This is a genomic window from Pseudomonas sp. E45-MNA-CIBAN-0222, from assembly GCF_040310405.1.
GTDB classification, from domain to species: domain Bacteria; phylum Pseudomonadota; class Gammaproteobacteria; order Pseudomonadales; family Pseudomonadaceae; genus Stutzerimonas; species Stutzerimonas stutzeri_AC.
The window spans coordinates 321,625-343,334 of the sequence record NZ_JBEOPU010000004.1 but is presented as its reverse complement, the minus strand read 5'-3'; the positions used below and the strand labels follow the sequence as shown (position 1 = coordinate 343,334).

Below are 21,710 nucleotides of genomic sequence, written 5' to 3'. Positions count from 1 at the left end.
CCCTACTCCTGTAAAAAATATTCCAAACGGATCATCGCGGCAGAGCGCACTGTTGGGTCATCCAAGGCCCCGTTCACTAGGCCTGCCAGACCATATACAACTCGGGCTCCCCCAATAGCCACCAAGTCAACCAGGCGGGTGTCTCCCGGCTCGAAGCGCACCGTGGTTGCAGCTGGGACGTCGAGCCGGAACCCGTAGGCGGCGGCACGATCGAAGCGCAGGGCTGGATTGACCTCGAAGAAGTGATAGTGCGATCCAAGCTGAATGGGCCGGTCCGCGGTGCTTTGGACACGCAAGGTCACCGTTGGCCGATCCGTATTGATTATCACCGGCTGCTCACCCAGGCGCCAGCGGGGCCGGTGAGGCGCGCCAGCGACAGTGGATTTGCCTGGGCCGATGGGGTCGTGTATGCAAACCAGCTTTTGACCGTCCGGGAAGAAACCCTCGACCATGACTGCATCGAGGCGCTCTGATACCCCTTCCATCACGTCGTCTTCAGTCAACAGCCCGGACGCGATCGAGACCATCTCGGTAACCGTACCTCCTCCGCGCGCACCTTCGCAGACGGTATCCGCAATAATCGCGCGTGCCTCGGGCTCGCTGAGTAAAAGGCCGCGCGCCTGGCGCGATCGCGCCAGTTCAGCAGCCTGGCGCAAAAGAAGTCGATCCACCTCACGGGGCAGTAAACGCATCATTCTCTTCCTGTCTTGGTCGGCCTGCTTGCGCCTTTAACACCGTAGTGGCCGTTTTGGAACCATAACCACATGGTCCGTCGCGAATGCCGGTCAAACGGCCAGGTGATTCGAGAGAGTTTGGGTCGAGACAACATCCTCAACGTCCCCTTGTTCTACAATCTCGCCGAGCTTGAGCACCATAAAGCGATTAGCGACCGACAGCGCAAAGTCGAGGTTCTGCTCCACAAGCAAGACCGCAATGCCCAGCTCATCCCGTGCTCGGATAAGGACCTCGCCCATGCGGTCGACCATCGCAGGCTGCAACCCTTCACTGACTTCGTCAATAAGCATCAACTTTGGCTGGGCGATTAGGCCACGCGACATCAACAGCATCTTTTGCTCGCCCCCAGACAACGTTCCGGCCCGCTGTTTTAGGCGCTCGAGCATTCGGGGGAAAAGGGTTTCGAGAGAAGGCAGGCGCTCGTGGAAAAGCCGGTTCGAAGCTACGCCCAGCCGGAGATTCTCTTCGACCGTCAGATCGGGAAAAAGCGTGTGCTCTTGGGGGGTATGAGCCACACCGGAGCGTGCCATCATGTGCGGTCGGATGTTCGTAACATCATCCCCGTCCAGCGAGACAGTACCGCTGAACGGACTTACGAAGCCCATGATTGTTTTCAGCAGGGTGGACTTACCCATACCGTTCTTTCCTAGCACAACGACTATCTCGCCCTTGGAAACGCTCAGTGAAATGTTTCGCAGTACAGCAGCTGTGCCGTAACCACTGGTGAGCCCCTCGACGCTCAGAAGCTCTTGGTTCATGCTACCGCCTCCTTTTGTAGGCCTGTATAGGCAGCTTTAACCAAGTCCGACGCCACTACCTCTTCAACAGTCCCTTCCATCAAGATCGCACCTTGATGCAAAACGACCACTCGATTGCAGATAGCACGCACGAAGTCGAGATCATGCTCTATAAGCATAATGCACAAGCCGAATTCCTGCGTCAGGCGCGTGAGCACCGCGCCGATGGCCATGCGTTCAGGCCGGGTCAAGCCTGCAGTCGGCTCGTCAAGTAGGAGTACTGACGGCTCAGTTGCCAGCACCATCGCCAATTCCAGTCCCCGCTTCATTCCGTGCGATAAGTTGCGCGTCTCCTCCGCTAGCATCTTATCGAGGCCCGTGGTCTTCAGAATGTCTAGCGCTGGCTGGGGAAGCGAAACGGTTTCGCGCCTGTCGAACAACTTTGCACCATCGATTCGATAACGAGCCAACTGGAGGCATTCACCGACGGTTAGAGTGTCGAATAGATTTGTATTCTGGAAACTGCGTCCCACCCCAAGTCCAACGATATCTTGGGGCGATCCCCGCGCTATTTCGACGTTGTTGACTCGAACAGCACCGCCGGTGCGCTCGTTGCCATCACTAATGCAACGCATCAATGTCGTCTTACCAGCCCCGTTGGGTCCAATAATTCCTAGCAGCTCAGTGCCGTGCGCATCCAAGTTCACATCACGCAGGACCTGTAAGCTCCCATAACGACGAGATACTTGGCTCAGGCATAGGGGCGGCGCATCTCCGAAAGATGCTTGCAGCATCCGGCCCGCTGGCGCCGGGTTAAGCCTGATAGCGTGAGTTTTCGGGACATGCTTGGGCCTTAGCTTACGCCATAATGCGCCTATCAACGGCGCCAGCCCTCGGGGCAGGAGCACAATGACCAAAACAAAAGCGACGCCTGTCAAAAGCTTCCAGACAAAAGGCATAGCGCCGGATAGCCATGAGGAGATTGTATCGATCCCGATCGCCGCGAAGACCGGCCCCAGTAACGTGGCCCTCCCGCCAAGTGCGGTCCAAATAAGTAGCTCCGTGCCCAGCTGAAATCCTGCCATTTCGGGAGCAACAACATTGGAGAAAGCCGCATAGCCGAAGCCCGCTACAGACGCCACCATGCCGGCGAATACCATCAACATAGTCTTGATGCGAGAGACGGGGATACCCAGATAGGCGCTACGCTCTTCGTTCTCACGTATGGCTATGAGGACCCTACCAAAATCGCTACGCACCAAAAGCCAGCCGGCCGTAGTCGTGAGCACCAAAAAGCCCCCTGCAATCCAGAACCAAACTTTCAAGTCCCAGTAATATGTTGGGAATCCTGAAAGCCCGCTCGATGATCCCGTAAAGCTGCCTCCTGAATATATTATCTGGGTCAGCACAATGGGCAATGCTAGCGTTATTATGGAAGAATACAGAGGCGATGAACCATGAAAGAAAGCCAGCCATCCAACAGCAGCAGCAACGATTGCAGCCGTGCCAAGCGCAACAGCTAGCGCGGCAAGTGCCCATCCAGGGCCGAATCCGTAATGGGTGAAGATCAGCCCGCAGGCATAAGCTCCAATGCCAAAAAAGGCCGACTGACCGAATGTTAGAACACCCGTATACCCCCAAAGTATGTCGACAGTCATCACCACTGCCGCAACAAACAATGTACGGATCAAAATATTTGTTAGATAGACATCGAGGAAGAGCGGCGCTACAGCGATAATGGCCAAGCCTGAAAGGCACCCAATCAATGCAGCACGATGTGTGTAAGACATAGAAAGGCGATTATCAGGCACGGCTAAACCCCTTCGGCTTTAAACGCAGAATCAGTGCAGCAAGAACAACGATAGTCATGCCGCCGAGAATGGGACTGATGTAAGTGCTGACAAGGACCTGCGACCCTCCAAGTAGCAGCGAAGCGACCAACAAGCTCGGAAACGAAACGCCCGAAATCATCACTAGCATAAAGCTATTCACCAACCAAGGCAGTCCCATGTTTGGATCGACCGAGAGCAATGGGGTGATTAACGCTCCGGCTGCGCACGCTAGTCCTGCACCCAAGCCGAAAGTTATGGATCGAACATTCGCGCTATCTATACCTAAGCCCCTAGCCAGCGGTTCATTGGCAATGACTGCACGTGCATTCAATCCGAAGCGGGTGAAGCTCAACAAAGCACTAAGCGCAACTGCCAACACTATGGCAATAGCTAGCATGGCCAGCCGATATCCAGAGTATTCACTTCCAAAAACATCTATCGTACCTAGAATCGGTGAGGGCGCGAACTGCACGCCCCGCCCGAAAGTCAATGCAAATACTTGCCCGATAACAATGCCTAGTCCCCATGTGGCCAATATCGCATCCAACGGCCGATGATAAAGCGGTCTGATAATAGTTCGTTCAATCACGAGCCCCGCCAAGAGCCCCAAGATGGCCGCCGCCGGGACAGCGAGCCATGGGTTGAGGCCAGCAGCGCCGACAAGATAAGCTATGTATCCGCCAGTGGTCAAAAATGCTCCATGAGCAAAATTGATGAGTTTCATTACACCGAGGATGATCATGAGGCCCGTCGAAACCACGAACAAAATTGCGGCGGTCGTCAAAATGTCAAACGCTAAAGCCTCCACGTTGTGGTCTCCCGTTACTTGTTAGCGAATTGCGGACACTGTTCGCCCGGGTCAACTTTTGGGATCGATTTGACGAGCTGAACTGAACCATCAGCAGCGACGCGGCCCAAATACATATTGAGCGACGCATGACGTTGCTTATTCATGATGACGGAGCCGCGGGGCCCTTCCACTGTCACTTCCCCTAGCGCTTGTATAACAGCAGCAGAATCAGTAGAACCGGCCTTTTCGACAGCCGCCGCGTACGCATATATGGCTTCGTACTGCGGCACCGACAACTCGTTCGGCGTCTCGGTGCTGCTTCCAAACTTCTTCTCGATCGCCTCAAGGAAGGCTTTATTCGCTTCAGTCTCTAGGCTTGAGAGGTAAGATGCGACAATGTATATCCCCTCGGCGTTATCCCCCATGCTTTTGGCTGTGCCTTCATCGAGGGCGTAGTTACCATAGGGGATCGAGATACCTGCAGCGCGCAGCTGCCTGGTGAGCGTCACGTTTGGCGCGCCGCCGGCCGTTGACGTAATCAAGGCGTCCGGATTGGCCGAACGTAGTTGAGAAATGATTGCGGTCCAATCTGATCCATCCATCGGCAAGTACGCCTCGCCCACCACACTGCCTCCCTTACTCTCGACGTACTCTCGAGTGTACTGCAGCATGCCGCGACCAAAGGCATAATCGCTGCCGATCAGGAAAAACTTCTTGGCCTCGTTCTCGCCCATAAAATGGTCGACAACCGGGGCGACCTGCTGCTCTGGCACCCAGGCATTGATGTACATCCAAGGAGAGCATGAACGCCCTTCGTAAAATGATGTATAGATGAGGGGGACCCTGCCGCGATTGACGATTGGTAAGCCAGCATTTCTGGCAGCCGTAGTTTCCATTGCTACGATGCCGTCAACTTTCCGTTGAAAAACGAGACTGTCATAGGCGCGCTGAGCGCCTTGGGCTCCTGATCCATCATCAGCAATTTCAAGCCGCAGCTGACGCCCCAAGATTCCCCCTTGAGTATTTATCTCCTCGACAGCTAACTCCGAGGCTTGGACGACCGAAGGTGCAACGACGCTATTAGCGCCGCTTAGACCTACTGGTATACCTATTTTTATAGGGTCGGCTGCATATGCTGAAGCTCCCACCGATAGACCGATACCAATTAAAAGTGCACGTATCTTCATTGCTCTGCCTCTAACTTTGTCAGGTTAATCTGGATATCTGCGCCTAAATTCTCGCCGTATACATCTGTTCGTCTATCTGTTAGCGGGTGATTGACACTGCTCCAGCTGCGTTCGCGCCTAGGGTCCATATCCACCTCCCCGATGAGGATCTTTTCTTCACTTTCAGAGCACGGCCCGGCTACAGGCCAGCCTGAACGATTGATGATTACACTATTCCCTAAGAATCGTTGCCCACGCTCGATGCCCACCCTGTCAGCGCATGCAATGACTATCGAATTACTGTGAGCCGCGGCCATATGAAGAATGTTTGCCATTATTGGGTGGCCTGCCGGTTGCTCTGGCATGGGCACCCAGTTGGTTGGCACACATACTATCTCTGCACCTTGGCAAGCCGACAGACGAAACATCTCGGGGAACCAACCGTCATAACAAATAACGACACTGATCCGGCCCACTAGAGTATCGAACACGGGTAGACCACGGTCGCCCGGCTCGAAATAGAGCTTTTCATCTGCCCATAAGTGAAGCTTGCGGTAAACCCCTAGCACTCCTGAAGGGTCGATGATAACTGCGCTGTTATAGAGACAATTTCCGTCGCGCTCTACTAGCCCGGCGACGATTGTCACTTCTAGCCGGCGAGCTGCTTCGACCCACGCATTAGTAGTAGGCCCTTCAGGCACGCGCTCGGATAATGTAAGAGTTTCTTTCCGCGACTGAAATATATAGCCGGTGCTGCATAACTCTGGCAAAACTATCAAGCGAGCGCCGTAGCCGGCAGCCTGCTCAATCAGGTCGATGCTGCGTGTGACGTTGTGCTCGACCTCGCCAAACTTTGGCTCAAACTGGATGCAGGCAATTTTCAGCTTTTGTGGGCTCTGGTCGAGACCAGAGTGACCAAGGGGACTAAGCACCAGATCAGCTCCTCCGACCGGTCGCGCGCCGAGATAGGGCACTACAAAACCAAAACACAACCGCTACCGCTACCGCTACCGCCTCATAAGGGATAATTGAATTTCCCAGATGATCACTGAATATTTCGCTACCGATATATCAAACGAATCAAAACGATAGCTGCGCGATCCTGACATAAGCAACGGGCGTGCCACCCAGGTAAGCGAATGAAACATCCCTGATTTCGGGGCCTTAACGACCGAAAGTACGCGAAACGAAAGGCTTTTTCGATTGCGTCTTCCTCGGTGGCCGCTCCGATTTAGGTCAAGCGACGCACCGGAGTGGTACATTGATCGGCAAGGTTGCGCTCAAAAGTTGCATGGCCTGTGTGGTGGTCAACCAATCCCGGAAAGTGGGTTAAGTTTGTCTTCGGCCACCGCAGGCGGCAGCCCGTTGTCGAATTGATGTAGTGGTCTACTGATTCCGGACACCGATTTAGGCGAAAATCCTCGCCATTAAGAGGTGTCCGATGAGCAAGCAACGCCGTACTTTTTCCGCCGAGTTCAAACGCGAGGCAGCTGCCTTAGTGCTGGATCAAGGCTATAGCCATATCGAGGCCTGCCGTTCGTTAGGCATCATGGACTCGGCATTACGCCGCTGGGTTAAGCAACTCCAAGACGAGCGCCAGGGGGTTACCCCAAAGAGCAAAGCGCTGACACCCGAGCAGCAAAAGATTCAGGAGCTGGAAGCCAGTATCAACCGGCTGGAGCGGGAGAAAGCGATATTAAAAAAGGCTACCGCTCTCTTGATGTCGGACGAATTCGATCGTACGCGCTGATAGACCAGTTAAGTGAGCAGGAGCCGGTAGAAGTGGTCAGTTCAGCTTTCGATGTAGCGCGGTCGTGCTATTACACCCATCGCCTTCGCCGCCGCCGCCGCCGCCGTATCGATGTTCGTCGTATTGCGCTGCGTAGTCGGGTCAACGAATTGTTTAGCCAAAGTCGAGGCTCAGCTGGTAGCCGAAGCATCCTGGGCATGCTGCGCGAGGAAGGCATGACGATCGGCCGTTTCCGTGTGCGCCGGTTGATGCGTGAGCTGGGCCTCGTCAGCAAGCAACCGGGCTCGCACGCATATAAGCAGGCAACAGTTGAGCGCCCGGATATCCCGAATTGACTGAACCGCGATTTCGCTGTCCAGCGCCCGAACCAAGTGTGGTGCGGCGACATCACCTACGTTTGGGCGCAAGGTCGTTGGCATTATCTGGCCGCGGCGCTGGATCTGCACACGCGTCGGGTGGTTGGCTGGGCGTTCTCCGCCAAACCGGATGCCGAGCTGGTAATCAAGACCCTCGACATGGCCTACGAACAACGCGGCCAGCCACAACAGGTGCTGTTTCATTCGGATCAGGGCAGCCAGGGCGGATTCAACCGGTCGTCGCAACACCTTTGATCGAGGTGTCTATGGGGCGACCCGCAGGGTGGATGCAAGCTTTGACGGGACAACTCGCCGATGGAGCGCCTGTTCCGCAGCCTGAAGTCAGAATGGATCCCGGCAACAGGTTATCTGACAGCCCTAGAGGCCCAGCGAGACATCAGCCACTACCTAATGCACCGCTACAACTGGATCAGACCGCATCAATTTAACGACGGGCTACCACCTGCGGTGGCCGAGGAAAACTTAACCCACTATCCGGGATGGATTGACCACTACAGACCTAGTAAGGCTCTCGCAAATCGAGACCATTCTTTCCCGCCGAAGCCAGCTCAAGCCAATGCGCTACTCGTCCCCCTTCTAGCCGCGTTGGACGTACCGGGAATTAGGTTCGTTTACAGCAGATGAACCAAAGTCGGCTTTCAACAAAGCAGGCACCACACAAATAAGCTAGATTCAGGCCGTCTCCGCAGGCTGGCTCACTAGAGCCAATGCCAAGGCCTTTGCTCCACCCAAGTCCAAATGCATCGTGGCGTAAGACTGCATGAGTAATGCTGGCGGAAGCACCCAATCCCATTTTTCTTGAGCCATGTTCTGTACGTCCGCCAGAACAGCGGATTCATCAATACCGTCCCACTCGGCGATCTCACGCAGCTTGCTTTCAAGCGACGTCCGATCTCCCTCAACCTCGATGACAAACCCGCTGTTCTCACTGGCTAGTCCGGTGTGCGTCAACAAGATGGCTAGGGCATCGTTTGTCCAATCGCCTCGCCAGCTGAAAAGGTAAGTCTTACCTCCGCTTTCGGTCATGCTCGAATGTGCCAGTCCAAGGTCCGAAAAAGCGCTACGTGCCTGAGCTAGTAGCTCTTGTGCCGTAGTATCAAGATAGGGGTAGACGTCCGCCTCCAACAAGACGCTCCTCATCTCTTGCCGAACCCGATCATGTACACGGGCTCCAAGCCCGTCAAAGGACGGGGGAGCACCACCGGGATCGGATCTCACGACAACGACCTTGGCCTCAGTGTCCACGCTCGTCACCCGCCAGCGGCGCCCAGCAAAGATGATTCGCTGATCGACGGTCAATGGCCTGGAGACGGGCAATGCGCCAAGTGGTTTCCCATCGCATACCAGGCGGAACTCTTCATTACTGACAAATGCACTGTAGAAGTCGTAGTGGTTGATCAGGCGTTCCCCCACTACGCCGGGCAGCAGGAGCCCCGATGTTTCCTGGGTTATCAAATCGCGCTCACCGAGGGCACGAAGCAAACTGAGGAAGCTGCCCTGCTCCACCCCAGTGAACGGACCACTGCGTATCAAGGTGCTCCACAGCTCTGCAGCTGTAGCTCCACCCCGCTGGGCTATCACCGAGAGGCACTGCTGTACCAGCGTCGATAAATGAAGACCATGAACACGAGGAGGCTCGAACCAGCCCTGCATCAACAACCGGATCATCGCGATGCTTTGCAGCAAACCCTGGCGAAGTCGATCCGACAGGGGCGAGCCATCGTCTAGCTGACGCTCCTTACAGTAACTTCGGAGAATGGCTGCCTCTCCCGGACGGCGTCCGGATCGCCCCAAGCGTTGACGCAAGCTAGCTACCGATGGCGGAGCCCCGATCTGCACTACCGTCTTGATGCTGCCGATATCGACCCCAAGCTCCAGCGTGGTAGTGCAGACTGCGGTGGCAGGCCGGTCACCGGCTTTCAGCGCTTTCTCGGTTTCCTCTCGAATGTCCTTCGCCAAACTGCCGTGATGCGGCCAGAACTCGTTCGGTACACCATTCTGCTCGCAACGGCGCCGCAGATTGTCAGCGAACCACTCAACCTGAGTTCGACTGTTGGGGAAGATCAGGTTATTGCTGCCGCGTAGGACCTGAAAGAGATGCTCTGCGATGGCATGGTCCGGAGAAAAAACATCGTCACCTTCAGGCTGTACCGGGAGCGCTTTCTTGGACTCCACATACCCTCTGATCTGAGCCTTAAGTATCTGGCCGCTACCCTTGGATTCGATCACCGACACATGATGAGGGGCATTGGGACGCAAGAAGGCAGCAGCCAGCGTCATGTCGCCCAACGTGGCGGAAAGACCAACCCTGGGCAGGGGGCGATCAATGATTGTTTCAACACGATGCATGAGTGACTGCAGCTGCTTGCCTCGCTCACTGCCGATAAAGGCATGGAGCTCATCCACCACCAGGTACCGCAGGTTGGCAAACAATCCCGCTAGGCTGGTTCCCTTGTTCACGAACAGAGCTTCGAGCGACTCCGGCGTGATCAACAGAATGCCTTCCGGGGACTTGAGGAAGCGATGTTTGCGGCTCGCTGAGATATCCCCATGCCAAGCAATGACAGGAAGCTCAAGCTCATCGCAAAGCCTCGCCAAACGATCCCACTGGTCATTGATGAGAGCCTTCAGCGGGCTGATGTAAAGCACCGCCCCAGGCTTTTCCGTGTCCTGCAGGAGATTGGTAAGGATGGGCAGAAACGCGGCTTCGGTTTTGCCTGCAGCTGTAGCCGCCGCGATGATGACATCCTGGTCGGCCCCCAAGAGCGCAGGGATAGCACGCTCCTGGGCATCGCGTAGGGAGGTCCAGCCCTCGGTCCATATCCAGCGCTGGATTCGCGGTTCAAGGAGTTCGAAGCCAACCGATTCAGAGCTGGAAGGTGGCAAGCTCATCGTCCGCATCCACTTGGATATCGACCTCACCGCCTCGATCCGGTGCAATCTCCACGGCACCCAACAGGGTCCGCCAATCAGCGTCAGGATTCTGCTCCAACACCGCTAGCAGGCTGATGAATGCGGTAATGGTCGTCCGCGGGGTACGGAAGTAGGCCTCACCCATCCGCTGGTTGCAGTGGGCCATAAACAGCGGCAATGCTTCGTCGGGTAGCAAATAGCGCTCGTTCACGCCTGCCGCGTATACATGACGCAGTTTCTGCAGCAGCACGTAGAAATCCTCAGGTGTCAGACTAGTGAGGCGTATGACAGGGCCGGACAGATCTACCAGCCCGGACTTGGCGAAGTTATTTTCAGCCAGACGCGACTGCAGCGCCGGATAGCTGTAGAGGCCGCGGCGAGTATCCATGAGAAATTCGGGTGTACCGCCCAACACAAAACCAAGCCCCTCAGCAGAGCCCTGCAGGGAGTCATTGAGGATACGAAGAATCTGCTCGTAGTTAGCGTTACGAGCTTGGGTGTTGGAAAGTTTGTACAGGTTCACCAGCTCATCGAGACATACCATCAACCCGCTAAAGCCGGCCAACCGAACAAATCGAGCAAGCAGCTTGAGCTGATCGTAGACCGACGCATCGTCGACGATGGTTCGCACCCCCAGTGCGGTGCGGGCATCTGTCTTGGTAGTGAACTCGCCACGCAACCAGCGGATAGCATCGGCCTTGAGCTGCTCGTTACCCTCTTCGAAGCCTTTGCAATAGGCCGCGATTACATCAGCAAAGTCATAGCCGTTGACCATCTCTGTCAGTTGGTCTAGATGCTCGCGAATCACAGCCTCACTGTCTTTGCCGGACGCTTTGGCTTCCGTCTTGGCCTGTGCCACGAATTTCTCGACTATTCCTTGCAGAGCGCCGCCATCAGGCTTAGTTCGGGTGGACATATTCTTGGCCAATTCGGCATACAGCGAGCGAGCCTGGCCACCAGTAGCATGGAGACGACGATCTGGGTTCAGATCGGCATGCATGGTGACGAGCTTGCGCTCCATCGCGATAGAACGAACCAGGTTGAGGAAGAATGTCTTGCCTGCACCATACTCACCGATCACTACGCGGAACGCGGAACCGCTTTCCGCGAGGCGCTCCACATCACGGATGAGTGCTTCCAGCTCCCCGACACGCCCCACTTGAATCAGGTGCTGGCCTGCACGGGGAACGACGCCGGCGCGCAGGGACTGGATGACCGCATCGCGGTCCTTGGCTCTGATGCTGCTCATAGCGGTAATTTGTCCATAATGTCAGGGTTGACTTCGAAGGGGTCTTCCCCCTCGGTGACTGGCATATCGAAATGCTCAAATGCCATGTCGTTGATCTGCTCCAATGCTCCGTCGAGCATGAGCTCCATATCGCTTGCAACGGCCTCCAACTCGTCATGAGACCACTCGGTACGGGATACGAGTACACGCAGGAAGGCTGAGTGATCGGCGTCTAAGCCACAAATGGAGGAAGTATCCTCAACAGTCTCTTCCACAACTACGTCATCTGGCTCAGCAGGCTTGTCGTCAACGAAAACCTGAGCCAGCAGCGCAGATACCTGTTCCGTTTCACGCTGCAGCTGAGCGATGCGCTCCTGGTCCAGAGCAAATCCGCCAACGGGCTTGGACGGACTTGCTCCGGGTATGGAAGGCGTTGTCTGCGATGAGCCAACGGAGCTGCCACTGGAGGCCACATGAAGGTCGCTGTACAGCGATTGCGGATCCAGCTGCAGGGTCTTGTAGACGCGCTCCAGCAACTTCACCTCTGCGGGACTAACCTCGCCGTCGACCTGCGCCAAGTGAGCGAGAAAAGCCGCCACAACCCTCTTCGCCGGCTCGGCCAGGGGCTCCAGTTTCTTCTTCAGGCTCTGCAGGGTTGGTGGCTGGTTAAGCTGCAGGCGCAGGTGGGCCTTCAGGCGCTTCCGATGAGCACCGCTCAGGTGACTCCAAGAGTCTATATGCTGGGATAGCAGCATAATTTCCTGCGGCGACGTGTCACCATCGGCCGCAGCCACAGCACAAGCAAGGTCCAACGTAACAGAGGCGGCGCTATAAGCCGGCGAAGACCGCAGATCACCATCGTCAGCCTGGGTCGCAAAGAGCGCCACATTGTCCTCAGACTTGGGTGTTCGGCTGCCTGTCAGCACATCCGGCTCGATACCGATGTGTAAAGACTCCAGCGCGCGGGCGAGCGTCAGAACCTTTTCTCGCGACAGGCTACCTGCACACTGCAGTCGTCCTGCCAGCTCACCGAAGCTCATGACCACCATGCCGTCGCCGATGCGTTGCTTTAGCTCGGCGAGCGCTGTTCGAGCTGTTGGCGGCCACAGGTTTACAGGCAACTGTAACAGCCCTTCTAGTGCATCAGGAGTGTCGGGGTTGCGGCCGAGATAACGACTGTAGGGCTCCAACTGCACCGTGCATTCGTCAACCAACTGCTGCAGCTTCTTCCGAGCTGCGCTAGTCGCCGTGACGTCAGGAATACCGGATAGGCCATCCAGTTCTTGGGGTGGTAGACCCGCAGAAGCGGTGTTGTATTGGAGTCTCAGACGGGTCTTGTTCTGAGGGAGCACCATACCGGCGCCATAACGTTCCTCGTAGCGCATGCAGAACAACTGGGCGAACGCTTCTTTACAACGGGTTACGGGTGTTCGCTTCCCGACGTTGTGATCAGACAGCACCCAGGCCAACGCCCAGTCAGCCGGCATTGGTTGCTTGTCAGCCGCCAACTGACCCAGGCCAATACGCAGCTCTACAGGCATTTCGTAGCCGTAAGGTAATGGTGCCGGCGGCGCCTTTTGATAGCGCCTGGCGAGTATTTGGCCTTGGCGGAGGAAGTCTACGAAGCGACTGGCGTAGTTATTGAAGGAGTTATTCTTGCCATAGATCGAGAGCAGCCGCTCTACCTCGGCAATTATGATAGGTATGTCGCCCGCCGCAGCCTGATCCGTCTTGGCGTCGACAAAAACCCTACGCTCAAGACCGTAGAAGAATAGGAACACGTAGCCGATGTTGGCATGCGGAGCCTTACGACCACTGGATAGCCATTGCAAATATGCGCGGCGGGCCTCAGGAGAGATGCTGTCGTAACTGGGCCAGTAAGAGGTGAGACGCTCAGATATATCGACGATGCCCCGTGCGACCTTCAGTTTCGGGTTGATCAGTGACGGTTCCGAAGGTCCATTGCGCCTGTTTTTATCTTCGCCGACGTAGATCAGACCAATTGGGATATTTTCGCCCGCCACTTCGATGCTTTCGCCAGCAGAAAGCCACCGCACGTTGGCACTATTCAGGTTCGCCGGCGCGCTCGGAATTCGGTGGGAAGACCGCTCAGTGGCCTCCAAAGTTACGGTAAAAAAGCCAGAGTCGTCTCGCTTTGCCGAAACCTGCCGGGGCGACGCCGAGACTTGCGCAGGAGCAGAGGGCTCATTTAGTGGCGAGACCTCATCCAATGAAAACGTCAGGCCGGTGCTTATGCCGAGGTCCGAGGAACTTGAACGAGTTCCCCCTTGAGGTGGCCGCATAGTTGTTGCCGAAGACATGACTGACGGTTTGCTGAAGGCCTTTATTACTAGCCACCCGCCTATGCCGACAATGAGTGCTCCGCCCAAGAAAACCCAAACACCCTTGGGAACGGAAGCTAGCCCCCCAATCACTAGGGCACACAGAACCATCGCTCCAGATACGCCAGACTTGCTGCTGCGCTTACGCTTCCCTGCCATCGCTTCGACTCCCTATACAAGCATGCTGGCCATTTAGCAGTATCGGCAATTCGGGTGCATCAGCCAATACCTCACGCCAAGCTACATGTTGAATCTCTTTATGATGTTATCCAGATGTGTTCCGTATGCACTGGTGAGATGGCGGCTCGATGCGAGCCGGGCGGCCACGGGGTAGAATTGATGAGCAGGCACAGCGCCGTCCGCCCTACTACGTCGGTTGCCTCGCGCTGAGCAGTAACTGCGCTAACCGTGCCAGATTACGCGCATCGTCGATGGCCCTGTGATGCTCACCCTCCCAGGAAAGGCCTATGTTTTCCACTGCACACTTCAGCCCTAGCGCACGGCAAGCGAAAATCTTCCAAAAGCACTTCTTTAGATTGATATGACGCGCCGGATCCAGCAATACATCTACCCCTGCTCTGAAAGCGTCCTCCTTCAGCTGGTTTCGGTCGTAATCGCCCCAAGAGCACCAGCGCCAGCCTTCTGTATTTCGCGGCCTCAGCCAGTCACCAAGCTGATCTTGTACCTCCGCGAAACGCTTTGCAGTATCGACGTCAGATTGAGATATGCCGGTCAGCCCCGTGCAAAACTCAGTTAGCGTGGGGCGAAGTAGCGGTCGGACAAACTGTCCGAAATGATCGACAATCCTGTACTCCAACTGAACATCCAACAGCGCGATGCCAATTTCGATCGTCTCCATCTCGTCGCGCTGGACCTTCAATACGTGAGCGTTCCGGGCCGCCTCGTTTAGGCCGGCAGGGTATTCATCGCAAGTCGCTTCCAGATCCACGCAAAGTAACCAGCGACTTTCTCCAATTTGTTGACGAAGCGCATCAAGCTGCCCCCAACGCTTTACCTGCATGACACCCCGCCCTTCTTTTCCTCAGAGGATATAAACTTACGAGCATCAGCACGGACCGTGGGCTCAGTTTTATAGTAGTGACACGAGAAACGGATCACTGAATCGTTACCGGGGTTGCGTGTATGCCTTTTGCCCTCTGTGCCAACAGCCAATCCAGTGACAGGCGCCCGTCTTCTTTGAAAGTCACAATAACGTACAAGCTGCCCGTGGCGGTAAACAGCGCCCAAAAACCGCCTTGCTCATGAGCTTTCAGTACATCTGAGGTCCGAACCCGGTGACCGTCCTGGAACCTTCCATACACATCCGCCCGCACGTGACGATGAACCACGCCGATACAACAGCCTGCGATTAAATAAGCGTCCGTGAGATACGCCGTAACTTCCCTACCAAAACACATATCCATTGCTCGCGACAACGCGTCAGATACATCACGTGTTTGGTCGATACTTCGTTTAGTTGAACTCATCACGTCAGCACCCAAATTCGGATCAAAACTCGTTGCCTCCCCCCGACTAACGGCTAGCTGTCCAACCAATAATCGTCTCGAGCAATACGCCCAAACTTGTAGTCTTCATGCTGCGGGGCGTCGCCAAACAAATGATGTATGCGTCGCTCCTGTCGCAGGTACGCCAAGGTCATGAAGAAGCAGGTTTCACACATCCGCACGCGATAACGCTCACCGTCATGTCGCGCGCCGTATCCCCAGTGCGCTTGCAGCACACCGAACTGTTCGCCGTACCCAGGCACTCGCATGGAGGTACCACAGACGTCGCAAGGCACATCGGGGTGTCGGTTGTCTGGTACGTCCATGCCCGCCAATATCTGACTACGCATCAAAAAATCTTCAACACAGTAGTGAGCTCGGCGCTTTTGCGAGCCCCTGGGCCAGCAAGCACATATCGCGTATTGCGCGTTCTGAAAATGCACCCATCGGCAAACTCAATCAGTTGTGTTGTACGCACCCAGTCACCCTCTTGGAAACGGTTCGCACTGTCGTACAACACGCGGCCGGCATACACCATCGCGGGCTGTTGCCCGGACGCCTGTAACGTTTCTCGTATCGCGTCAGGCACGATGAGATCGATCCAGATCCAGTCACGCACAACACAGAAAGGCACCTCGTCATGCAACGCAGCCGCTGAACCACGCGCGCGCGCCTCTGCTAACGACATCTCGATACCAGGCATTACCTCACCCGGGGCGTATAACAAATGAGATACTTTCTTTAAATCGTCCATACCATCTCTCAATCTGAGCCATAGATGTCTAGAGGCAGAATCTGGGCAAAACGTCCCTACCTTGACAAACCTACCAAGCATGAAAAGCTTGTTTCCCAATGAGCGTCAGTTCTGACTATTAATATATGGCCTGAGTCTAAAAGGCGAGCAGCGCAACCCCATCAACCTTCATTATTAAACTAAGTACTTTATTCATCGATGCAAGCCTATGGCACGCCCCACTACGCTCAGTATTGGACAAAAAACAGCAACCTGAAACCAATGCAATAAAATAATCCAGCTCCAACCACTGCTCGTCAAGCACTTTTAGAAAAGAAAAAGCCAACCACTGACCATCGGTATTTGTAATACGTATATATTGACAAGGATTGCCAAAATTCACGCACCAGTAGAGCAAGAAGATAATCCTTATCGGACTTACCCTGGTCGCGGTCAATGACTATTTGAGATCAAGACATATCTCCACGGACGATGCGAGGCTGATCCAACCGGCTCGGAGTCGTCTTTTCGAATTTTGAAATTTCGCACCGTTGGTAATCACCACAAGCGAGGCGCATCTGTGACGCGGAAGGGTACCGCGACTCCTCGCGACTGCTTAAATTGCAAACGAAAGCGGATGATCTGAGTAATTTTTAGCGAGGGGCAGGTTCGAGAAAGTCTGCGTACGCTGAGATCTGCTTACTAACACCTAGCTACCTATCTAGTGCACGCACGAAGCGCGTCACGCGTCGAGCGGTACGGCGGGGCCACAAAATGATGGAAATTATGGCTCAGCAATAATTATGGCTGAGCCATAATTCCATATAACCGCAGCGTCACGGAAAAACCGCAATTATTTACAGCCTGCAATTGACCATGACAGCTGCCCCTCCAACGAGGGGAAAGACTAAGTAGGTTAGCTAACTCGGGGCTGTGGAGATGATCGAGGATCGCGCCAATGAGCTGTTCATCAGCGCCGCTAGCATCTGGGAAATCGGCCAAAACGCGATGGGCAAAGCCAGCTTTCAGTTCGATACAGGAGTACTAAGAAGGTCTCTTCTGGACGGCGACTACAAGGAGCTGTCCATGACCAGCCGACACGCCATTACGGCTGCGGCCTCGCCTCTCCTTCACAGCGCCCATTTGATCGGATGCTCATAGGACAAGCCGCTTCGGAAGGCTTCATCCTAGTAACCAATAATCATGCTATAGCGAAGTATTCGGGGCCAATCAAGCACGTCGGTTGAATGCGCCAGCCTTCGATACCCTGTCGTAACGGGATGTCTAATGACCATACAAGCCGTCTGCCTGCCTGAAAAGTGTCCGGATGGCCGTGGAATCGGTGTCCGGATGCTCGTGGAATGAGTGTCCGGGTCAGCGTGGAATCACTGTCCGGATGTGCGTGGAATGGGTGTCCGAGTCAGCGTGGAATCCGCAATCAAACGCTCCGGCTACGGGCGCGAGCTAATCGGCTTGGGCATCAAGGAATTCGTCAATCACAAGCTGATTAGCGTCATCGATATTGACGCGCCGTTCTAACTTCATCTGCACATCAACGCAAACATCAATACCTGATGCAGCCAGCCTCCATGATGAAAAGCTCAAGGGAGCTGGCTGCATAGGCAACCCTGGCGCGAAGCACGGCGCGTTCCCAGCTGATCCAGAAGTGAGCTGCAAGGGCGTGGAAATATGCACACGTGCCGGAACCAATAGCGTTATATTGACATATATGAATATTGCGAATAGCCTGGACTCGTAACCCGCGCTAGAAACCTCAGGAGGCACCCCCCATGAAAGATTCCAGCGATACCCATCCGAATCACCTTCCCGACAGCAGCTACGGCCTGTTTATTGACAACCAGTGGGTTTCGGACGAATACGGTGAAACCCTCGACATTATCAACCCCGCCAACGGAAAAATTCTCACCAACATCCCAAACGCCACAGCTGCCGACGTCGACCGCGCGGTGCAGGCCGCACAGCGCGCCTTCATGACCTGGCGTACCACCTCACCTGCGGAACGCGCCAATGCGTTGTTGAAGATCGCCGACCTGCTGGAAGCCGATGCCGATCGGTTCGCCGTTCTGGAAACCCTTGATGTAGGTAAACCCATTCGTGAAAGTCGCTCCGTCGACATCCCGCTGGCAATTGATCACTTCCGCTACTTCGCCGGCGTAATCCGCAGCCAATCGGATGAGGCGGTCATGCTGGATGAGCAAACACTCAGCATCGCTCTCAGTGAACCCCTCGGAGTTGTGGGCCAAGTGATTCCGTGGAACTTCCCGCTGCTTATGGCCGCCTGGAAGATCGCTCCGGCCATCGCAGCGGGTAACACCGTAGTCATCAAACCTTCCGAGCTGACCCCGGTAACCATCCTCGAACTGGCGAAGATCTTCGCTAAGGTACTTCCAGCCGGCGTGGTCAACATCGTCACAGGCTTAGGCACCACAGTTGGGCAGGCGTTACTGGATCATCCGGACCTGCGCAAGCTTGCCTTTACCGGCTCGACGCGTGTCGGCGAACTCGTCGCCAATGCGGCAGCGAAGAAAATCATTCCCGCCACCCTTGAACTGGGCGGCAAGTCGGCCAACATCGTTTTCCCCGATGCGAACTGGGACAAGGCCGTGGAAGGCGCAGTCCTCGCCATCCTGTGGAACCAAGGCCAAGTCTGCGAATCCGGCGCACGGCTGTTCGTTCACGAATCCATCTACGAACGATTCCTAGCTGAGCTCAAGTATAAGTTCGAAGCTGTGCGTGTGGGTGACCCACTGAACCCGGACACCATGATGGGTGCACAGGTCAGCAAGTCCCAGATGGAACGGATCCTCGGCTACGTCGATATCGCCAAACAGGAAGGCGCTGAGGTACTGATCGGCGGCGGTCGTCTCACAGGTGCCAATTACGATGCCGGCTTCTTCATCCAGCCAACGATTCTGGTCGGTGTTCGCAACGATATGCGCGTCGCCTACGAGGAAATTTTCGGCCCTGTTCTGTGCGTCATTCCTTTCAAGGATGAAGCGGAGGTCATCGCCATGGCCAACGACTCCGAGTACGGCCTAGCCGGTGCAGTCTGGACCCAAGACATCAACCGGGCGTTACGTGTGGCACGCGCGGTGGAAACCGGACGTATGTGGGTAAATACCTACCATGAGATCCCTGCCCATGCCCCCTTTGGTGGCTATAAGAAATCTGGCCTAGGACGGGAAACTCACAAGTCAATGCTGGAAGCCTACAGCCAGAAGAAGAACATCTACGTCAGCCTCAACGAAGCACCGCTCGGGCTCTTCTGACCTCCTTGAACCATGTTTTTTTGACTTATAACATCGAATATTTTAGATATCCAGGTAAGCGAAATGACACAATCAGAACTTTTCAAAACGACTCAGCTGGGCCCATACACCCTCAAGAACCGTATCGTTCTGCCGCCACTGACGCGTTCGCGCAGCTCCCAACCCGGCAATATTGCGAACGACCTAATGGCCACATATTACCGTCAGCGCAGCGGTGCTGGCTTCATGGTGACCGAGGGCACACAGATCGAACCCCGAGGACAGGGTTATGCCTGGACACCTGGCATTCATAGCCCGGAACAGATACAAGGCTGGCGTAAGGTCACCGACGCTGTTCACGCCGAAGGGGGGGTGATCTTTGCTCAACTTTGGCATGTGGGCCGCGTGTCGCACACATCGCTGCAACCCGGTGGTGAAGCGCCCGTCGCGCCATCAGCCATCCGCGCGGACAACGTCAAGGTGTTCATCGAAACTGGCCCCGGCACGGGTACACTGGCCGACCCTTCGACCCCACGAGCCCTGTCCACCAAGGAGGTAAAGGAACTGGTTGAGCTCTACGCCCAAGCAGCCCGAAATGCTTTGGACGCAGGTTTTGACGGGGTGGAGCTTCACTGCGCGAATGGGTACCTGGTAAACCAGTTCATTTCGGCGCATACCAACCAGCGTGATGATGAATATGGCGGTTCGCTGCAGAACCGTCTTCGCTTCCTGCGCGAAATCACCCTCGCCGTTGCTGGTGTCGTCGGCAAGGAGCGCGTTGGCGTTCGCTTCGCCCCGCTGTTCGCGACCACAGACGAAGACCGCGTCTACCTTGGCCTGGTCGAAGAAGATCCTCACCAAACCTACATCGAGGCAGTGAAGATCCTCGAGGAAGTAGGCATTGCCTACCTGTCGCTCGCCGAAGCCGATTGGGAAAACGCACCCGAGCTGCCTGAGACGTTCCGGGAAGCTGTTCGTAAGACCTTCAGCGGCAAGATTATCTATGCCGGCAAGTACACCGCTGAACGAGGAAATCGCGTGATAAAAGCTGGCTGGGGCGACCTGATCGCTTTTGGCCGCCCCTTCATTGCGAACCCCGACCTGCCCGCTCGTATCGCCAACAACTGGCCGCTTAACCCAGTTGATCCAAGCAGCATGTACGGCGGTACCGATAAGGGCTACACCGACTACCCGACTTACAAATCCTAAACGCTCAGAGCCACGCCCCATAACTCAGGGGCGTGGCTCAGCGATTGTTGACCGAGGAAGTTAAGCATGTACCAACCGAGCACGATCCCCTACCAAGAGCATAGGGGATTCAAACGAACCTTCAGGCAGGGTCATCTAAGCCTTGGGCTGTTCTTTCCCCTGGAGGCTTTCGAAGGTGATACACCGAGCATGCTAGATCAGGTCGCGCTGGCCAAACGTGCAGAGGCACTTGGTTTTTCGGCGCTCTGGTTTCGCGACGTCCCACTCAGGGACCCAAGCTTCGGCGATGTCGGCCAGGTTTTCGACCCTTGGGTGTATCTGGGCTACATGGCAGCCCATACAACAAAAATCGCACTAGGCACCGCCTCCATCGCCCTTACTCTGCGTAATCCCTTGCACACGGCAAAGGCCGCAGCGAGCATTGATCAGTTGAGCGGAGGTCGCTTGCTCCTGGGAGTAGCCTCTGGCGATCGTCCCGTGGAGTTTCCCGCATTCAGCATTGATCCAGAACAGCGTGGCGAGACCTTTCAAGAAAACCTCAATGTGATACGCCAAGCCCATCGAACACACTTCGAGCCCATTCGCTGGAGTCACGGCGAGTTACTGGGGGCCGATCTCGTTCCCAAACCTACGACTCGGGAAATACCGCTATTCGTAACCGGACACAGCCGCCAGCCGCTCGATTGGATCGCGCGTGAAAGCCATGGATGGATCAACTATCCACGTCCGCCAAAAATGCAGCGACTCATCGTGGAAGATTGGCGACAGGAAACGGCTAAACAATGTGGCACTATCTACAAGCCGTTCTTGCAATCGCTGTATATCGACCTGGACGAACACCCATCCACGCCACCCTCGCCTATCCATCTAGGATTCCGACTGGGACGTAACCACCTGCGGGCCTTGCTGGATACACTTCAGGAAATCGGTGTAGATCACGTCATCCTGAACCTCAAGTATGGTAAACGCCCGGCAGCAGAGGTTATCGAGGAACTTGGCAAACATATCGTCCCGCAATTCGGCGCACAGGTGCCCGATAGTCCTACCTGACAGGGCAATAGGATTCCAGTCCAAACCAGCCCGTCATTGCGACGGGCAGGCGCGCAGAGATCATGGCGAAGCCT

At 55.5% G+C, this 21,710-nt stretch carries 18 protein-coding genes and 1 pseudogene; 6 read left to right on the top strand and 13 right to left on the bottom strand.

The genetic code is table 11. The features are described 5' to 3' along the window. Positions 1 to 2: 2 nt before the first annotated feature. The 6 genes from AAEZ08_RS08705 to AAEZ08_RS08680 form a co-directional block, all read right to left on the bottom strand. Positions 3 to 692: an urease subunit beta gene (locus AAEZ08_RS08705; protein WP_057380860.1), complete on the bottom strand. Its 690-nt coding sequence runs from the start codon at positions 690 to 692 to the stop codon at positions 3 to 5. A gap of 93 nt (positions 693 to 785) precedes the next feature. Then, positions 786 to 1,493, bottom strand: coding sequence for an ABC transporter ATP-binding protein (locus AAEZ08_RS08700; RefSeq protein ID WP_023092986.1), 708 nt, complete (start codon positions 1,491 to 1,493; stop codon positions 786 to 788). Next, positions 1,490 to 3,283: a branched-chain amino acid ABC transporter ATP-binding protein/permease gene (locus tag AAEZ08_RS08695; protein WP_023092987.1), complete on the bottom strand. Its 1,794-nt coding sequence runs from the start codon at positions 3,281 to 3,283 to the stop codon at positions 1,490 to 1,492. The genes AAEZ08_RS08700 and AAEZ08_RS08695 overlap by 4 nt, the downstream gene beginning before the upstream one ends. Next, a complete protein-coding gene (locus AAEZ08_RS08690; protein WP_057380859.1) occupies positions 3,276 to 4,112 on the bottom strand; it encodes a branched-chain amino acid ABC transporter permease in 837 nt (278 codons plus the stop codon). Before AAEZ08_RS08690 ends, AAEZ08_RS08695 begins: the two co-directional genes overlap by 8 nt. Positions 4,113 to 4,126: 14 nt before the next feature. Then, positions 4,127 to 5,281 carry a substrate-binding protein gene (locus tag AAEZ08_RS08685; RefSeq protein ID WP_057380858.1) on the bottom strand — a complete coding sequence of 385 codons (1,155 nt, stop codon included), beginning with the start codon at positions 5,279 to 5,281 and terminating at the stop codon, positions 4,127 to 4,129. Then, a complete protein-coding gene (locus AAEZ08_RS08680) occupies positions 5,278 to 6,192 on the bottom strand; it encodes a nitrilase family protein (RefSeq protein WP_079742370.1) in 915 nt (304 codons plus the stop codon). The genes AAEZ08_RS08685 and AAEZ08_RS08680 overlap by 4 nt, the downstream gene beginning before the upstream one ends. A gap of 509 nt (positions 6,193 to 6,701) precedes the next feature. Here AAEZ08_RS08680 and AAEZ08_RS08675 point away from each other — a divergent pair. Beyond that, a pseudogene (locus AAEZ08_RS08675) lies at positions 6,702 to 7,870 on the top strand (IS3 family transposase); the annotation flags it as partial. A 189-nt stretch (positions 7,871 to 8,059) separates the two neighbouring features. Here the strand turns inward: AAEZ08_RS08675 and AAEZ08_RS08670 are convergent. The 7 genes from AAEZ08_RS08670 to AAEZ08_RS08640 all read right to left on the bottom strand — a co-directional run bounded on the left by AAEZ08_RS08670 (position 8,060) and on the right by AAEZ08_RS08640 (position 16,129). Continuing rightward, positions 8,060 to 10,279 (bottom strand): DEAD/DEAH box helicase, encoded by a 2,220-nt coding sequence (locus tag AAEZ08_RS08670; RefSeq protein WP_015275831.1) that lies wholly within the window; start codon positions 10,277 to 10,279, stop codon positions 8,060 to 8,062. After that, entirely contained in the window at positions 10,254 to 11,549 is a 1,296-nt protein-coding gene (locus AAEZ08_RS08665) for an ATP-binding protein (protein ID WP_057380856.1), read from the bottom strand. The genes AAEZ08_RS08670 and AAEZ08_RS08665 overlap by 26 nt, the downstream gene beginning before the upstream one ends. Continuing rightward, on the bottom strand, positions 11,546 to 14,029 hold the full coding sequence (locus AAEZ08_RS08660) for a tellurite resistance TerB family protein (protein WP_015275830.1): 2,484 nt from the start codon (positions 14,027 to 14,029) through the stop codon (positions 11,546 to 11,548). The genes AAEZ08_RS08665 and AAEZ08_RS08660 overlap by 4 nt, the downstream gene beginning before the upstream one ends. A 208-nt stretch (positions 14,030 to 14,237) precedes the next feature. Further along, positions 14,238 to 14,891 carry a 3'-5' exonuclease gene (locus AAEZ08_RS08655; protein ID WP_015275829.1) on the bottom strand — a complete coding sequence of 218 codons (654 nt, stop codon included), beginning with the start codon at positions 14,889 to 14,891 and terminating at the stop codon, positions 14,238 to 14,240. A 94-nt stretch (positions 14,892 to 14,985) separates the two neighbouring features. Continuing rightward, positions 14,986 to 15,357 carry a hypothetical protein gene (locus AAEZ08_RS08650; protein ID WP_015275828.1) on the bottom strand — a complete coding sequence of 124 codons (372 nt, stop codon included), beginning with the start codon at positions 15,355 to 15,357 and terminating at the stop codon, positions 14,986 to 14,988. A gap of 53 nt (positions 15,358 to 15,410) precedes the next feature. Further along, entirely contained in the window at positions 15,411 to 15,725 is a 315-nt protein-coding gene (locus tag AAEZ08_RS08645) for a hypothetical protein (RefSeq protein WP_057380855.1), read from the bottom strand. Further along, positions 15,725 to 16,129 carry a DUF6957 family protein gene (locus AAEZ08_RS08640; RefSeq protein ID WP_057380854.1) on the bottom strand — a complete coding sequence of 135 codons (405 nt, stop codon included), beginning with the start codon at positions 16,127 to 16,129 and terminating at the stop codon, positions 15,725 to 15,727. Before AAEZ08_RS08640 ends, AAEZ08_RS08645 begins: the two co-directional genes overlap by 1 nt. A gap of 918 nt (positions 16,130 to 17,047) precedes the next feature. Here AAEZ08_RS08640 and AAEZ08_RS08635 point away from each other — a divergent pair. From AAEZ08_RS08635 to AAEZ08_RS08615, 5 genes are all read left to right on the top strand, one after another. Next, positions 17,048 to 17,269 carry a PIN domain-containing protein gene (locus AAEZ08_RS08635; RefSeq protein WP_057380913.1) on the top strand — a complete coding sequence of 74 codons (222 nt, stop codon included), beginning with the start codon at positions 17,048 to 17,050 and terminating at the stop codon, positions 17,267 to 17,269. Between the two features lie 246 nt (positions 17,270 to 17,515). Next, positions 17,516 to 17,647: a hypothetical protein gene (locus AAEZ08_RS08630; RefSeq protein WP_003291465.1), complete on the top strand. Its 132-nt coding sequence runs from the start codon at positions 17,516 to 17,518 to the stop codon at positions 17,645 to 17,647. Positions 17,648 to 17,898: 251 nt separating this feature from the next. Then, positions 17,899 to 19,398, top strand: coding sequence for an aldehyde dehydrogenase family protein (locus AAEZ08_RS08625; protein ID WP_057380853.1), 1,500 nt, complete (start codon positions 17,899 to 17,901; stop codon positions 19,396 to 19,398). A gap of 63 nt (positions 19,399 to 19,461) precedes the next feature. Next, entirely contained in the window at positions 19,462 to 20,586 is a 1,125-nt protein-coding gene (locus AAEZ08_RS08620; RefSeq protein WP_057380852.1) for an alkene reductase, read from the top strand. Between the two features lie 66 nt (positions 20,587 to 20,652). After that, positions 20,653 to 21,636 (top strand): LLM class oxidoreductase, encoded by a 984-nt coding sequence (locus AAEZ08_RS08615; RefSeq protein WP_003291626.1) that lies wholly within the window; start codon positions 20,653 to 20,655, stop codon positions 21,634 to 21,636. Positions 21,637 to 21,710 lie beyond the last annotated feature (74 nt).

What these genes read in the sequence shown, in the direction of transcription:
- AAEZ08_RS08705 (WP_057380860.1), bottom strand. Translation starts at nt 692, where the DNA reads ATGCGTTTACTGCCCCGTGAGGTGGATCGACTTCTTTTGCGCCAGGCT.
- AAEZ08_RS08700 (WP_023092986.1), bottom strand. Translation starts at nt 1,493, where the DNA reads ATGAACCAAGAGCTTCTGAGCGTCGAGGGGCTCACCAGTGGTTACGGC.
- AAEZ08_RS08685 (WP_057380858.1), bottom strand. Translation starts at nt 5,281, where the DNA reads ATGAAGATACGTGCACTTTTAATTGGTATCGGTCTATCGGTGGGAGCT.
- AAEZ08_RS08670 (WP_015275831.1), bottom strand. Translation starts at nt 10,279, where the DNA reads ATGAGCTTGCCACCTTCCAGCTCTGAATCGGTTGGCTTCGAACTCCTT.
- AAEZ08_RS08665 (WP_057380856.1), bottom strand. Translation starts at nt 11,549, where the DNA reads ATGAGCAGCATCAGAGCCAAGGACCGCGATGCGGTCATCCAGTCCCTG.
- AAEZ08_RS08660 (WP_015275830.1), bottom strand. Translation starts at nt 14,029, where the DNA reads ATGGCAGGGAAGCGTAAGCGCAGCAGCAAGTCTGGCGTATCTGGAGCG.
- AAEZ08_RS08655 (WP_015275829.1), bottom strand. Translation starts at nt 14,891, where the DNA reads ATGCAGGTAAAGCGTTGGGGGCAGCTTGATGCGCTTCGTCAACAAATT.
- AAEZ08_RS08650 (WP_015275828.1), bottom strand. Translation starts at nt 15,357, where the DNA reads ATGAGTTCAACTAAACGAAGTATCGACCAAACACGTGATGTATCTGAC.
- AAEZ08_RS08645 (WP_057380855.1), bottom strand. Translation starts at nt 15,725, where the DNA reads ATGCGTAGTCAGATATTGGCGGGCATGGACGTACCAGACAACCGACAC.
- AAEZ08_RS08640 (WP_057380854.1), bottom strand. Translation starts at nt 16,129, where the DNA reads ATGGACGATTTAAAGAAAGTATCTCATTTGTTATACGCCCCGGGTGAG.
- AAEZ08_RS08635 (WP_057380913.1), top strand. Translation starts at nt 17,048, where the DNA reads ATGATCGAGGATCGCGCCAATGAGCTGTTCATCAGCGCCGCTAGCATC.
- AAEZ08_RS08630 (WP_003291465.1), top strand. Translation starts at nt 17,516, where the DNA reads ATGGGTGTCCGAGTCAGCGTGGAATCCGCAATCAAACGCTCCGGCTAC.
- AAEZ08_RS08625 (WP_057380853.1), top strand. Translation starts at nt 17,899, where the DNA reads ATGAAAGATTCCAGCGATACCCATCCGAATCACCTTCCCGACAGCAGC.
- AAEZ08_RS08620 (WP_057380852.1), top strand. Translation starts at nt 19,462, where the DNA reads ATGACACAATCAGAACTTTTCAAAACGACTCAGCTGGGCCCATACACC.
- AAEZ08_RS08615 (WP_003291626.1), top strand. Translation starts at nt 20,653, where the DNA reads ATGTACCAACCGAGCACGATCCCCTACCAAGAGCATAGGGGATTCAAA.